At 72.0% G+C, this 13,974-nt stretch carries 10 protein-coding genes; 8 read left to right on the plus strand and 2 right to left on the minus strand.

Features of this window, described 5'->3' with window-relative positions; translation table 11 throughout:
- Nucleotides 1-234 precede the first annotated feature (234 nt).
- Nucleotides 235-864: a cysteine hydrolase family protein gene (locus AC1G9L_RS17940; RefSeq protein WP_481069618.1), complete on the plus strand. Its 630-nt coding sequence runs from the start codon at nucleotides 235-237 to the stop codon at nucleotides 862-864.
- A gap of 5 nt (nucleotides 865-869) precedes the next feature.
- Here the strand turns inward: AC1G9L_RS17940 and AC1G9L_RS17945 are convergent, their stop codons facing one another.
- Nucleotides 870-2,183 carry an ATP-binding protein gene (locus AC1G9L_RS17945; protein WP_019802398.1) on the minus strand — a complete coding sequence of 438 codons (1,314 nt, stop codon included), beginning with the start codon at nucleotides 2,181-2,183 and terminating at the stop codon, nucleotides 870-872.
- A gap of 114 nt (nucleotides 2,184-2,297) precedes the next feature.
- Between AC1G9L_RS17945 and AC1G9L_RS17950 the strand changes: the two genes are divergently transcribed.
- Nucleotides 2,298-2,672, plus strand: coding sequence for a response regulator (locus AC1G9L_RS17950; RefSeq protein ID WP_481069619.1), 375 nt, complete (start codon nucleotides 2,298-2,300; stop codon nucleotides 2,670-2,672).
- Between the two features lie 59 nt (nucleotides 2,673-2,731).
- Here AC1G9L_RS17950 and AC1G9L_RS17955 read toward each other — a convergent pair whose 3' ends face one another.
- A complete protein-coding gene (locus tag AC1G9L_RS17955; protein ID WP_019802396.1) occupies nucleotides 2,732-2,977 on the minus strand; it encodes a hypothetical protein in 246 nt (81 codons plus the stop codon).
- Between the two features lie 379 nt (nucleotides 2,978-3,356).
- On the opposite strand from AC1G9L_RS17955, the gene glgA reads away from it, so the two are divergent.
- The 6 genes from glgA to AC1G9L_RS17985 all read left to right on the plus strand — a co-directional run bounded on the left by glgA (nucleotide 3,357) and on the right by AC1G9L_RS17985 (nucleotide 13,973).
- The gene (gene glgA / locus AC1G9L_RS17960; protein WP_481069620.1) at nucleotides 3,357-4,988 is read left to right on the plus strand and encodes a glycogen synthase GlgA; all 1,632 of its coding nucleotides are present in this window, start codon (nucleotides 3,357-3,359) and stop codon (nucleotides 4,986-4,988) included.
- Complete coding sequence (locus tag AC1G9L_RS17965) at nucleotides 4,985-7,231, plus strand: 1,4-alpha-glucan branching enzyme (protein WP_481069621.1); 2,247 nt, start codon at nucleotides 4,985-4,987, stop codon at nucleotides 7,229-7,231. The genes glgA and AC1G9L_RS17965 overlap by 4 nt, the downstream gene beginning before the upstream one ends.
- A gap of 2 nt (nucleotides 7,232-7,233) precedes the next feature.
- Entirely contained in the window at nucleotides 7,234-9,021 is a 1,788-nt protein-coding gene (treZ, locus tag AC1G9L_RS17970; RefSeq protein ID WP_481069622.1) for a malto-oligosyltrehalose trehalohydrolase, read from the plus strand.
- A gap of 151 nt (nucleotides 9,022-9,172) precedes the next feature.
- Complete coding sequence (gene malQ / locus AC1G9L_RS17975) at nucleotides 9,173-11,140, plus strand: 4-alpha-glucanotransferase (protein ID WP_481069623.1); 1,968 nt, start codon at nucleotides 9,173-9,175, stop codon at nucleotides 11,138-11,140.
- Entirely contained in the window at nucleotides 11,137-13,752 is a 2,616-nt protein-coding gene (treY, locus tag AC1G9L_RS17980) for a malto-oligosyltrehalose synthase (protein WP_481071181.1), read from the plus strand. The genes malQ and treY overlap by 4 nt, the downstream gene beginning before the upstream one ends.
- 14 nt (nucleotides 13,753-13,766) lie before the next feature.
- On the plus strand, nucleotides 13,767-13,973 hold the full coding sequence (locus tag AC1G9L_RS17985) for a DUF2934 domain-containing protein (protein WP_010341051.1): 207 nt from the start codon (nucleotides 13,767-13,769) through the stop codon (nucleotides 13,971-13,973).
- Nucleotide 13,974: the final 1 nt, after the last annotated feature.

Consider the following 13,974-nt stretch of genomic DNA (forward strand, 5'->3'; position numbering starts at 1 on the left):
GCCGCGGCCACGCGTGCCTGGTTGTGTACGCCGGTTGCTACCACGTGCTCTCCTGTCGACGGGCAAAGACGCCCGTCAATGTAAACCTTAAATAGTAAGCTTTCGCGAAGGCGGCCATTGGCGCCGTGGCGGCGCTGCCCGCCCGTCCGTTCAGCCACGCCTTCACTCGCGCTCACCCTGGTTTCACCGCGCGCGCCGACCATGAAGCCCTGTCCGGCAATGGAGGATCGGCGCATGCGGCACCCGGCCCGGCGACGCACTGACACCCCTGACGACCCGCAACGGCCATCGACGGCCGCGCCGGCACCGACGCAGCCCGGGCAACCGGCGTTGCTGATCGTGGACATGATCAGCCGCTTCGATTTCCCCGGCGGCGCGCGCCTGGCCGCTGCGGCGCTGCCGGTGGCCGAGCGCATCGCCCAGGTGCGTGCACGCTTCCATCGCCGCGGCTGGCCGGTGCTGTTCGCCAACGACAACTTCGCCGACTGGCGCACCGATTTCGAGGGCCTGTGGACGTTGTGCGCCGACCCGAAGCAGCGCGGCGCGCGCATCGCCGCCTGCCTGGCGCCGCGCCCGCAGGACTACTACGTGCTCAAGCCCAAGCACTCCGCCTTCCTCGGCTCGGCCCTGGCGCTGCTGCTGGCGCGGCTGCAGACCACCCACCTGCTGGTCACCGGCATCGCCACCGATGCCTGCGTGCTGGCCACCGCGATCGATGCGCGCATGCGCGATTTCCAGGTGCAGGTGCCGCCCTCGTGTTGCGCGGCGCTGGACGGCGGGCGCCAGCAACGGGCGCTGCGGCTGCTGCGCGAGGCGTTTGCGGTGCACGTCAGCGAGCGGCTGCCGGCGCGTGCGGCAGGGTAATGGGGTTAGCCAGCCGTCGTCGGCGGCGCCCCTGACGCGCCCTCGTCATCGCCCTCGTCGCCAGGCGGCTGCGCCACGAACGGAAACGCCAGGGTGATGGTGGTGCCGCGGCCAAGTTCCGATTCCACGTCGACGAAGCCGCCCGCCTGGCGCACCAGGCCGTAGACCTGCGCCAACCCCAGGCCGGTGCCCTTGCCCTCGGGCTTGGTGGTGAAGTACGCCTCGAACAGGCGCGACTTGACCTTCTCGGACATGCCTTCGCCCTGATCGCCGACCGCCAGGGTCACGTAGCGGCCGGGCTGGCGCATCGCCGCCGCGCGCGACGGCGGCACCTCCAGCGCACCGCAGCGGATCGTCACCACGTCGCCGGGGCGACTGGCGTCGCGCGCGTTCAGGGCCAGGTTCATCACCGCCTGCTCGACCGCGCTGCGGTCGGCATAGGTCGTCGCCACCTCGGTGCATGCAAGCAGTTGCAGGCGCATCTCGCCGCCCAGCGCCTGCGCCAGCAGCGGCTGCATGTGCGTCACCAACGCGTTCAGGTCCAGCCAGGCCGGCTTGACCGGGTGCGCGCGGGCGAACCCGAGCAGGCGCCGGGTCATGCCCGCGCCATGCTGCAGCGCCTCGCTGGCGATGCCGAGCAGGCGGCGCTGGTCCGGCTGCAGGCGCTGCGGGTGGTCGGCCACCATGCTCACCGAGGTCATCGCGGTATGCAGCATGTTGTTGAAGTCGTGCACCACGCCGGCCAGCATCTGCCCGACCGCCTCGCCCTTCTGCGCCTGGGTCATGGCGCGCTCGGCCACGCGCTGCGCGGCCAGGGCGATATCCAGTTGCCCGCGCAACTGCGACTGCTCGGCCTGCCAGTGGCGCCCCAGTGCGGCGGCATCGGCCGCTCCCAGCGGCACCTCCTCGGCATCGACCGGCGCCAGATCGCCCAGCGCGCGCAAGGCCTGTTCGATCTGGTACTGCTGGGTCACGTCGCGGCTGATCACCAGCACGCTCTCGACCCGCGCCGAGGCGTTGGCCTGCGGACTGACCATCACGTGCCACCAGCGCCGCCGTCCATCCAGCGACGGGCGTTCGGCCCAGAATTCGCGCTGCTCGTTATCCAGCGCCGCGGCGAAGGCGGCCTGGGTGAGCGAACGCATGTCCTCGGGCCAGAGCTCTGCCCAAGGGTGGCCGACGATGTCGGCGGGGTCGGACACCCCGAGCAGCACAAGACCGTGGGGATTGATCGAGCGCACGATCCCGTCGCGACCGACTTCCTTGATGCAGTCGTGGGAGAGCTCGACGATCTGCCGATAGTGGGCGTGCGTGGTCAAGCTGCGTCTCGCAGTAAGTAAGGTCGAGAATATCGGGATTCACAGGACGTCACCAGCGCTTCACTGACGAATCGTGAATCTGACAGGGTTCAATCACGGGGCGATAACGGCATTATGCGCGCGACATCCGTCTCCACCGCCATTCTTCTGGTGGAGGACGACCAGACGATCCGGGAATTGGCCGCCGCCATGCTCGCTGCCGACGGCTACCGGGTCCTGTCGGCGGCGACCGCGCAGGAGGCGCTGGAGGTGCTGGCACGGCACCCCGACGTGGCGCTGATCTTCAGCGATGTGCAGATGCCCCGCTGCGACGGCCTGAGCATGGTGCGCCAGTTGCGCCGCCGCGGCATCGCCATCCCCGCCCTGCTGACCTCCGGCATGCATACGCCCGGGCCCGGGATGCTGCCGGCGCGGACCGGCTTCCTGCCCAAGCCGTATCGCCGCACCGATTTGCTGGCGGCGTTGGATCGGCTGCAAACCGAACACTGAGCGGAACGCGTGCCAGTGTACTTGGCCGCGACGCACGCAGCACAAGCCCGGCGTGCGGATCAGGCGAACACCAGCTTTCCGTACCGCGCCGAACGGATCGCCGCCAGGCGCTCGGCGACGAAATAGGCGCCGGCGTGCGCATCGCGGAAGTACACCCCGTCGAACGCGTGCCGGCCGCGCACCACCCCATCGTCACCGGTGATCCGGATCTGCGGTTCGAGCACGCCGTCGGCGCACGGACGCAGCAAGGCGTCGAGGACGAAGCCGTCCAGCTCGCGGCGCATCTGCGGTTTCAGGACTGTCATGAGCACACTGCACCATAGATCGCATGAAGCTCGCACAACGGAGGTGACCCCCGGTCGCACCGAAGCACGACACAAGGGCGGCACTGGAAGCTAAACGATTCATAGGCGCCGATGCCGCGATCCAGCGCTTGCGGCATCTGGCGTTCGGCGACATCGACTATGCGCGCCGTTCGTCGCGTCGCCGTAGACAAGCGCGCACTTCACGCCTCTTTTATCGCGCCATTCGTACTTTGCTCCTGCATTATCGCACTGCAACATCGTTGTCCCGTTTCGACGCTGCTGTACCTCTTTCCTTGCTTCACGTCGCGCGCCTGCCAGGACGCGCGGCGGCCGTCGCTTTCCGTGTGCCCCGTCCTCCCCCTTCCCAGACGGAACCGCCATGTCGCCCCCCACCCCCGCCGACCTGACCGAGAGACAACGCGATACCCATCCGGTGCTGCACGCGCCGCGCCGCCGCTACCGCGATGCGCGCGGCCGCTTCGTCCGCAATGCCGAGGTGACCGTCAAGCTGAACCTGGCGCCGCGCCGCACCAGCCTGTTCGTGACCTCGGAAATGGCCGATTTCGTGAAGGCCGGTGGCCTGGGCGACGTCGCTGCGGCCCTGCCGCGCGCGCTGCGCGGCAGTTGCGACATCCGCGTGCTGATTCCCGGGTATCCGGCGGTCCTGCGCACCACCGGCCCGCTGGAGATCGTCGGCCGCATCGCCGCGCACGCGGGACTGCCGGATTGCGCGCTGGGCCGGGCCGAGCGCCCGGACGGCCTGTGCGTCTACGTGCTGCTGTGCCCGCAATTGTTCGAGCGCCAGGGTTCGCCCTACGTGTCCAGCGAAGGCCGCGACTGGGAAGACAACGCGCTGCGCTTCGCCACCCTGTCCCACGCCGCCGCGCAGATCGCCGGCGGCCAGGCCGGGCTGGACTGGACGCCGGAGCTGCTGCACCTGAACGACTGGCCGTGCGCGCTGGCCGCCGCCTACGTGCGCTGGTCCGGCGGCCGCACGCCGTGCCTGCTGACCATCCACAACCTGGCCTACCAGGGCCTGTTCCCGTACGCCATGGCCGGCGCCCTGGGCATCCCTGCCGAGGGCCTGCAGGACCTGGAGTTCTACGGGCAGATGTCGTTCCTGCGCGCGGGCATCGTCCACGCCGACCACGTCAACACGGTCAGCGTCAGCTACGCCGCGCAGATCACCGGCCCGGCGCAGGGCTGCGGCCTGGACGGGCTGCTGGCGCGGCGCGCCGCCAGCGGCCGCCTGAGCGGCATCGTCAACGGCATCGACGCCAGCTGGGACCCGCGCACCGACGCGCACCTGCCGGCGCACTTCGGTGTCGGCCAGATCCAGGGCAAGCGCGAGAACGCGGCGCAGGTGCGCCAGGCGTTCGGCCTGCTCGACAGCGATGGCCCGCTGTTCGCGGTGGTCTCGCGGCTGGTGCACCAGAAGGGCCTGGACCTGATCTGCGAGGTGGCGCCGCAGATCGTCGCCGCTGGCGGCCAGATCGTGATCATCGGCGGCGGCGAGCCGCAGATCGAGCAGGCGGTGGCGGCGCTGGCACGGCGCTACCCGGGCCACGTCGGCGCGCACATCGGTTTCGAGGAGCGGCTGGCGCGGCGCATGTTCGCCGGCTCCGACTTCCTGCTGATGCCCTCGCGCTTCGAGCCGTGCGGGCTGAGCCAGATGTACGCGCAGCGTTTCGGCAGCCTGCCGATCGCCCACGCCACCGGCGGCCTGATCGACACCGTGGACGACGGCGTCACCGGCTTCCTGTTCGAGGAAGCCTCGGCCGACGGCCTGCGCCGTTGCCTGCAGCGGGTGTTCCGCACCTTCCGCCTGCCGGGCCTGCTGCAGGCGATGCGCCGCGCGGCGATGCTGCGGCCCAGCGGCTGGGAACTGGCCGGCCGCAAGTACATGGCGCTGTACGAGCGCACCGCCGCGGCGTTGGCCACGGCCAGCCACGTTCCGGCCGTGGCCAACGCCGCGGTGCCGGCCACCGCGAGCGCCATGGCCGCCGCATGAGCGATCGGGAACACGCCGTGGACCCGGCTGCCGGCCGGGACCCGGTGGCGGACGCGGAAGACGACGGCGACGGCCCTGCGCTGCAGGCGCTGGCACGTGGCGAGGCGATCGACGCCTTCGCCTGGCTCGGTCCGCATCCACAGGCAGACGGCTCGGTCCGGGTCCGCGTGCTGGCGCCCGGCGCCGAGGCGCTGGGCCTGCTCGATACGCAGGGCAAGCTGATCGCGCGGATGCGCGCCCACCCGCAGGCCGACGGCCTGTTCGAAGGCGAGCTGAAACAGCCCATGCCCTACCGGCTGCGCATCGTGTGGCCGGACGCCGTGCAGGAATGCGACGACGCCTATGCCTTCGGGCCGACGCTCGATCCGGCCTGGCTGCAGGATCTGGCCGCCGGCGACGGCGCCGCCCTGCGCACCGCGCTGGGCGCGCACCACACCCGCATCGGCGAGGTGGAAGGCGTGCGCTTCGCGGTGTGGGCGCCGCAGGCCAGGCGGGTCGCGCTGGTGGGCGACTTCAACGGCTGGGACGCGCGCCGGCATCCGTTGCGCCTGCATCCCGAGGCAGGGGTCTGGGAACTGTTCGTGCCCGGGCTGCACGGCGGCGAGCATTATCAATACGAGCTGCAGGCCGCCGACGGCAGCGTGCTGCCGCGCAAGGCCGATCCGGTAGCGCGCAGCAGCGCGCCGGCGCCGTCCACTGCGTCGGTGGTGCCATACGCCGACAGCCACACCTGGAATGACGCGGCCTGGCTGGCGCAGCGCGAGGCCCAGGCCGGCAGCGCGCAACCGCTGAGCATCTACGAACTGCATGCCGGCTCCTGGCGCCACGACGGCAACGGCCAGCCGCTGCACTGGGATGCACTGGCCGCCGAACTGATTCCCTACGTGCGCGGACTCGGCTTCACCCATATCGAACTGCTGCCGATCGCCGAGTATCCGTTCGGCGGCTCCTGGGGCTACCAGCCGCTGGGCCTGTACGCGCCCACCGCGCGCCATGGCGACGCCGCGGGCTTCGCGCGCTTCGTCGATGCCTGCCACCAGGCCGGCATCGGCGTGCTGCTGGACTGGGTCGGCGCGCACTTCCCCGACGATGCGCACGGCCTGCAGCGCTTCGACGGCAGCGCCCTGTACGAACATGCCGACCCGCGCGAAGGCGTGCATCGCGAGTGGAATACGCTGGTCTACAACTACGGCCGCCCGGAAGTGGTGGCCTACCTGATCGGCAGCGCGCTGGAGTGGATCGAGCGCTTCCACGTCGACGGCCTGCGCGTGGATGCGGTGGCGGCGATGCTGTACCGCGACTACGGCCGCAACGCCGGCGAATGGATCCCCAACGCCCACGGCGGCCGCGAGAACCTGGAGGCGATCGCCTTCCTGCGCCGGCTGAACGACGAGATTGCGCAGCGTTTCCCCGGCGTGCGCACCATCGCCGAGGAATCCACCGCCTGGCCGGGCGCCACCGCGCCCACCCAGCAGGGCGGGCTGGGCTTCAGCCACAAGTGGAACATGGGCTGGGCGCACGACACGCTGCGCTACCTGCAGCGCGATCCGCTGTACCGGCAACACCACCACAGCGAGATGAGCTTCGGCCTGGTGTATGCGTTCTCCGAGCATTTCGTGCTGCCGCTGTCGCACGACGAGGTGGCGCGCGGCAAGGGCTCGTTGCTGGCGCGCATGCCCGGCGACGCCTGGCAGCGCTTCGCCAACCTGCGCGCCTACCTGGCCTTCATGTGGGCGCATCCCGGGCGCAAGTTGCTGTTCATGGGCTGCGAGTTCGGTCAATGGCAGGACTGGGACCACGACCAGCCGCTGGACTGGGCGCAGGCGCAACAGCCCGAGCATCTTGGCATTGCCCGGCTGGTCGCCGACCTCAACCGGCAATTGCGCGCATTACCGGCGCTGTACCGCAGCGACCGCAGCAGCGACGGCTTCGAATGGAGCATCGCCGACGACCACCGCAACAGCGTCTTCGCCTTCGTCCGCCACGACCGTGACGGCGACGCGCCACCGTTGCTGGCGGTCAGCAACTTCACGCCGAACGTCCACCACGATTACCGCGTGGGGGTGCCGCGCAGCGGACGCTGGCGCGAGCTTCTCAACAGCGACAGCGGCTACTACGGCGGCTCCAACCAGGGCAACGGCGGCGTGCTGTCGACCCTGCCGCAGCCGATGCACGGGCATGCGCAGGCGTTGGCGCTGACGCTGCCGCCGCTGTCCACCCTTTGGCTGCAACCGGACCTTTGACCATGGCCACGACCGCTGTCTCGACCGATTCCTCCGCTGTACCACGCGCAGTCCTGCGCCCCGGCGCCTGGCCAGGCGCCAACGGCGAGGTCGCCTTCGCGCTGTGGGCGCCGGATGCCGAGCGCGTGGAGCTGGTGTTCGGCGACGATCGGCGGCAGCCGCTAGAGGCGATCGGCGACGGCTACTTCGCCGCCACCCTGGCCTGCGCGCCCGGTACCCGCTACCGCTACGCCATCGACGGCGGCACGCCGGTGCCGGATCCGGCCTCGCGCTGGCAGCCCGACGGTGTGCACGGTCCCAGCGCGGTGCTGGCCACCGATGGCCATGCCTGGCGCCACGGCGACTGGCGCGGCCGGCCCTGGGCCGAGACCGTGTTCTACGAACTGCACGTGGGCACCTGCGGCGGCTACGCCGGGCTGCGCGCGCAGTTGCCGACGCTGGCCGCGCTCGGCGTGACCGCGATCGAACTGATGCCGCTGGCCGAATTCCCCGGCCGCCACAACTGGGGCTACGACGGCGTGCTGCCGTACGCGCCGGCCTCGGCCTACGGCCATCCGGACGAACTCAAGGCGCTGATCGACGAGGCCCACGGGCTGGGCCTGAGCGTGTTCCTGGACGTGGTCTACAACCACTTCGGCCCGGACGGCAATTACCTGGGCCAATACGCCTCGACCTTCTTCCGCGAGGACGCACCCACGCCATGGGGCGCGGCCATCGACTTCCGCCTGCCGCCGGTGCAGCGCTACTTCATCGACAACGCGCTGATGTGGCTGCACGAGTACCGCTTCGACGGCCTGCGCCTGGATGCGGTGCATGCGATCGTGCCCAACGCCTTCCTGGACACCCTGCGCGAGGCGATCATGGCCAGCGTCGCCGACGGGCGCCACGTGCACCTGGTGCTGGAGAACGAGGCCAACCAGGCCGGCGTGCTGCAGCGCGGCTACAGCGCGCAGTGGGACGACGACTTCCACAACAGCCTGCACGTGCTGCTGACCGGCGAACACGAGGGCTACTACGCCGGCTTCGCCGACGCGCCGGCGCAGCACCTGGCGCGGGTGCTCGGCGAAGGCTTCGCCTTCCAGGGCCAGGCCGACCACCGCGGCCACGCGCGCGGCGAGCCCAGCGGCCACCTGCCGCCGCACAAGTTCGTGATCTTTGCGCAGAACCACGACCAGATCGGCAACCGCGCCCGTGGCGACCGGCTGATCACCCAGGTAAGCGAACCGGCGCTGCGCGCGGCGCTGGCGCTGACCGCGCTGACCCCGATGATCCCGCTGTTCTTCATGGGCGAGCCGTGGGGCAGCCGCACCCCGTTCCAGTTCTTCACCGATTTCGCGCCGCCGCTGGACGAGGCGGTGCGCGAGGGCCGCCGCCGCGAGTTCGCGCATTTCGCCGCCTTCGCCGATCCGGAACAGCGTGCCACCATTCCCGATCCCAACGCACCGGGCACCTTCCAGGCGTCCATCGCCGACATCAGCGACGCCACCCACGGCGACGGTGCGCGCTGGCGCGACTGGTTCGCGGCGTTGATGGCGTTGCGCCGCCAGCACCTGGTGCCCGCCCTCGCCCAGTCCAGCGCGCTGGGGGCACGGGTGATCGGCTCGAAGGCGATCGCGGCGGGCTGGCGCCTGGGTGACGGCGAATGGCACGTGGCGGCCAACTTCGGCGACGCGCCGGTGGCGCTGGACCTGCCCGGCAGCACCGTGCATGCGGAGAACGCCGGCGACGACGCCGCGCAGTTGCCGCCCAACGCCTTCGTCGCGCGCTACCGGCCCGGCAACGCCGCATGAGCGCCCGCTGTCGCGACGCCATCGCGACAGCGTCCCCGGCACGCTGGCCACCTCGTTCGCTGCCCACCGCCGCGCACGCGCCGTCGGCGCGCGCGGGCGGGACCGCGGCGGATACCGCTTCCTCCGCCCTGCTGCCCGGTTCGCCCTGCCCATGACCGACACCTCCCTGCACACCCTGGCCGACGCCGCCGGCCTGCTGGTCGACTGGATCGACGCCAGCGACACGCCGCGTACGGTCGCCGACGCCACCCTGCGCCACGTGCTCGGCGCGCTGGGCCTGGACGCGCGCGACGCCGCCGCCTGCCGCGACAGCCTGCGCCGGCTGCAGGCCGATGCCGCGCTGCCGCCGCTGCTGACCGCCGACGCCGGCGCGCCGGTCGAGGTCGGCGCCGCGGCCGGTGCCGCGTACCAGCTCCAGAGCGAGGACGGGCAGACACTGCACGGCCACTGCGACGCGCATGGCCGCCTCGTCGCACCCGACGCCGCCGGCTACTGGACCCTGCAGCACGGCGATCGCCGCACCACCCTGGCGGTGGCGCCATCGCGCTGCTACGGCGTCGCCGACGCGATGGGCGCAACACAGCCGCGGCGCTGGGGCCTGTCGCTGCAGGTGTATTCGGCACCGGGTGCCTATGACGCCGGCATCGGCGACGCCGCTGGCACCGCCGCCTGGGCCACGCGCATCGCCGCAGCCGGCGGCGATGCCATCGCGCTGAGCCCGGTGCATGCGGCGCGTCCGGTCGGCGCGCACTACAGCCCGTATTCGCCCAGCGACCGCCGCTTTCTCGATCCGCTGCAGGCGGCGCCGGCGCGCGTGCTCGGCGTCGCGGCAGCGCAGCGCGCGCTGGACGCGACCGGGCTGGCGCAGGGCTTCGCCGAGGCGCAGGCGCGGCCGCTGATCGACTGGCCGGCCTCGGCGGCGTTGAAGTGGCAGTGGCTGCGCCAGCTGCACGCCGACTTCGGCCAAGCCGACGCGGCGCTGCGCGCCGACCTGGCCGCGTTCGAGCGCGACGGCGGCAACGCCCTGCATGCGCATGCCGCGTTCGCCGCGCAGGATTTCGGCGATGCCGATCCGGGCCTGCACCGCTTTGCGCAGTGGCTGGCCGCGCGCAGTTGGGCCGACGTGCAGCGCCAGGCGCGCGCCGACGGCATGGGCATCGGCCTGATCGCCGACTTGGCGGTGGGCTTCGACGCGCAGGGCGCCGAGGCCGCGGCGTGGCCGCAGGCGGTGCTGCAGGGGCTGGAACTGGGCGCGCCGCCGGACGCCTTCAACGGCGACGGCCAGGCATGGGGCATCTGCGGCTATGCGCCGACCGCGCTGCGCGCCAATGGCTTCGCGCCGTTCATCGAACTGCTGCGCGCGGTGATGCGCGATCGCGGCGGCGTGCGCATCGATCACATCCTCGGCCTGCTGCGGCTGTGGGTGATTCCGCGCGGCGCACCTTCGTCCACCGGCGTCTATCTGCGCTATCCGCTGCACGACCTGCTGCGCCTGCTCGCGCTGGAATCCTGGCGGAATCGCGCGATCGTGATCGGCGAAGACCTGGGCGTGGTGCCGGACGGCATCCGCGCCGAGCTGTCGCAGCGCGGGGTGATGGGCATCGACGTGCTGCTGTTCACCCGCGACCGCGATGGCGCGTTCCTGCCACCGGCGCAGTGGCGCCCCGACGCGCTCGCCACCACCACCACCCACGACCTGCCGACCCTGCGCGGCTGGCGTCGCGGCGAGGACATCGACTGGCGCCGGCGCCTGCAGTTGAGCGACGCCACGCAGCAACATGCCGACCACCAGGCGCGCACCGACGATGTCGCGCGCATGGACCAGGCGGTCGCCGCGGCGCTGCCGCCCGCGGAGGCCGCCGACCCGGAACTGGGCGCGCTGCGCTTCGTCGCTGCCACGCCCTCGCCGCTGGCGCTGCTGCCGGCCGAGGACGCGCTGGGCCTGGACCAGCAACCCAACCTGCCCGGCACCGTCGACGGCCACCCGAACTGGCGCCGGCGCCTGCCCGCACCCGATGCCGCCGCATCCGCCGCCACCCTCGCCACGCGCCTGGACGCCTTCGCCCAGACCCGCCAATCCACCGCCATCGCCGCGCAAGGAGCCGACGCATGCGCATGATTCCCCTGCGGGCCACCGCCCGCCTGCAGTTGCATGCCGGTTTCACCCTGCTCGACGCCGCCGCGCAGGTGCCGTACTACGCCGGGCTGGGCATCAGCCACCTGTACCTGTCGCCGATCGGCACCGCGGTGCCCGGTTCCACCCACGGCTACGACGTCACCGACCCGCGCCAGGTCAATCCCGAGCTCGGCGGCGAGCCGGCGCTGCTGCACCTGTCCGAGCGCGCACGCAGCCACGGCATGGGCCTGATCCTGGACATCGTGCCCAACCACATGGCCACCCACCCGAGCAATCCGTGGTGGTGGGACGTGCTCACGCACGGTCGGCGCAGCCGTCATGCCGGCTGGTTCGACATCGACTGGCGCGCGCCCGGGCGCGACGGCAAGCTGTGGTTGCCGGTGCTGGACCGCCCCTATGCGCAGGCGCTCGGCGAAGGCGCGCTGCAACTGCAGGTGGCCGAGGACGGCAGCGTCGTCCTGCTGCACCACGACCAGCGCTTCCCGATCCGCCTGGACGGCGCCATCGCCCAGGAACCGGCCAGCGCGCGCCCGGCCTGGGCGGCCCGGCTCAACGACGCCGCGCGGCTGGGCGACGATGCCCTGCACCGGCTGATCGAACGCCAGTGCTATCGCCTGGCCTGGTGGCGGGTCGGCAACGACATGCTCAACTACCGCCGCTTCTTCGACATCACCTCGCTGGCGGCGTTGCGGGTGGAGCAGAACGACGTGTTCGCCGCAGTCCACGAGCTGCCGTTGCGGCTGGTCGCCGAGGGCCATCTCGATGGCGTGCGGGTCGACCACGTCGATGGCCTGGCCGACCCCACCGGCTACGTGCAGCGGCTGCGCACGCAACTGGACCGCGCCGGCCGCCGCCGTGGCATTGCCCCGGGTGGCATCGCCCTGTACCTGGAAAAGATCCTGGCGCCGCACGAGCAGTTGCGCCCCGACTGGCCCTGCGACGGCACCACCGGCTACGACTTCATGGACCAGGTCGCCGCGGTGCTGCACGACCCGGCCGGCGCCGAACCGCTGACCGCACTGTGGCGGCGCTGGAGCGGGCGCAGTGGCGACTTCGGCCAGGAGCAGCGCGCCGCGCGCGACGAGATCCTGCAGGGTTCGCTGCAGGCCGAGTTCGTGCGCACCGTGCAGGCGCTGGCCGCCGCCGCGCACCTGGATCCGCTGACCCGCGAGTTCAGCCCGCAGATGCTGGCGCACGGGTTGATGGCCTTGCTGCGGCAGTTCGAGGTGTACCGCACCTATGCCGGGGCCGATGGCCTGGACGACAACGACGCAGCGCGCCTGGCCCAGGCCGCGCAGCGTGCGCGTGCCGGCGCCGAGCCGCGGGTGTGCGCGGCGATCGATGCGATCGAGCGCTGGAGCCGCGATGGCCGCGGCACCGGCAAGGCGCAGGTGGCGCTGCGGCGGATCGTGCGCCGGCGCCTGGAGCAACTGTCGGCGCCGCTCAACGCCAAGTCGGTGGAAGACACCTCTTTCTACCGCCACGGCGTGCTGCTCTCGCGCAACGAGGTCGGCAGCGAGCCGGACGTGTTCGCGATGACGCCGGAGGCGTTCCACGCGGCCAACGCCGTGCGCGCGCAGCGCTATCCGCGCGCGCTGCTGGCCACCGCCACCCACGACCACAAGCGCGGCGAAGACGTCCGCATGCGCCTGGCCGTGCTCAGCGCACAGGCGCCGTGGTGGGAGGCGCAGGTGGCGCGGTTCCAGGCGCTGTCGGCCGACCTGCTGCCGGCCGGCAGCGCCGCGCCGCTGCCGGGTGACCTGCTGATGCTGTGGCAGATGCTGGTGGCGGCGTGGCCGCTGGAGCTGGCAGTGGACGACGCCGACGGCCTGCGCGACTACGCCGAACGCATCGGCGCCTGGCAGCTCAAGGCCGCGCGCGAAGCCAAGCTGCGCACCCACTGGACCTGGCCGGACGAAGACTACGAACGCAATGCGCGCGCCCTGCTCGACGCGGCGCTACTGCAGCCGGCCGGTGCCGCGCTGCGCGAGGCGTTGGCGCAGGCGGCCGCGGCGCTGGCCCCGGCCGGCGCGCTCAATAGCCTGGTGCAGACCGCCCTGCGCCTGACCCTGCCCGGCGTGCCCGACCTGTACCAGGGCAGCGAAGGCTGGGACCTGTCGCTGGTGGACCCGGACAACCGCCGCCCGGTGGACTACGCGCTGCGCCAGGCCTGGCTGGGTGACGCCACCGCAGCGGACGCGCTGCTGCAGGACTGGCACAGCGGCCACGTCAAGGCCTGGCTGACCGGGCAATTGCTGCAACTGCGGCGCGCGCATCCGGCGCTGTTCGCGCACGGCAGCTACACGCCGCTGCAGGCGCAGGGCGCACAGGCGCCGCACGTGCTCGGCTTCGTGCGCGAGCACGAAGGCACCTCGCTGGTAGTGGTGGTGCCGCGGCTGAGTGCGGCCGCGCAGGCGCTGCGCCCGGACGCGCCGCTGCGGCCGCAACTGGACTGGCGTGACACGGTTCTGACACTGCCGCAGGCACAGTATCGTCCGGTGCTGGCCGGTGCTACCGTCGACGCCACGTCGGCCGTTCCGGTGTCGGCCCTGTTCGCCGCATTCCCGATCGCCGTGCTGGTCGCCTCCCCCTGATCCCGCAAGAAGCCATGGACGCAGAAACACGCCAACGCCGCATCCGCCAACTCGCACACGAAATCTGGGAAGCCGAAGGGCGACCCGACGGCCACGCCGCCCGCCACTGGGCCATGGCCGAGCGCCTGGTGGCCGCGGAAGCGGCCGCCGAGGCCGACGACGAAGCGCTGCCGCCGCCGGCACCGCGGCGCAGCGCCGGCAACGGCAGCACTTCTTCCTAAG

The organism is Xanthomonas sp. NCPPB 1132 (assembly GCF_056629235.1).

What these genes read in the sequence shown, in the direction of transcription:
- AC1G9L_RS17965 (WP_481069621.1), top strand. Translation starts at nt 4,985, where the DNA reads ATGAGCGATCGGGAACACGCCGTGGACCCGGCTGCCGGCCGGGACCCG.
- AC1G9L_RS17950 (WP_481069619.1), top strand. Translation starts at nt 2,298, where the DNA reads ATGCGCGCGACATCCGTCTCCACCGCCATTCTTCTGGTGGAGGACGAC.
- treZ (WP_481069622.1), top strand. Translation starts at nt 7,234, where the DNA reads ATGGCCACGACCGCTGTCTCGACCGATTCCTCCGCTGTACCACGCGCA.
- treY (WP_481071181.1), top strand. Translation starts at nt 11,137, where the DNA reads ATGATTCCCCTGCGGGCCACCGCCCGCCTGCAGTTGCATGCCGGTTTC.
- AC1G9L_RS17955 (WP_019802396.1), bottom strand. Translation starts at nt 2,977, where the DNA reads ATGACAGTCCTGAAACCGCAGATGCGCCGCGAGCTGGACGGCTTCGTC.
- glgA (WP_481069620.1), top strand. Translation starts at nt 3,357, where the DNA reads ATGTCGCCCCCCACCCCCGCCGACCTGACCGAGAGACAACGCGATACC.
- malQ (WP_481069623.1), top strand. Translation starts at nt 9,173, where the DNA reads ATGACCGACACCTCCCTGCACACCCTGGCCGACGCCGCCGGCCTGCTG.
- AC1G9L_RS17940 (WP_481069618.1), top strand. Translation starts at nt 235, where the DNA reads ATGCGGCACCCGGCCCGGCGACGCACTGACACCCCTGACGACCCGCAA.
- AC1G9L_RS17985 (WP_010341051.1), top strand. Translation starts at nt 13,767, where the DNA reads ATGGACGCAGAAACACGCCAACGCCGCATCCGCCAACTCGCACACGAA.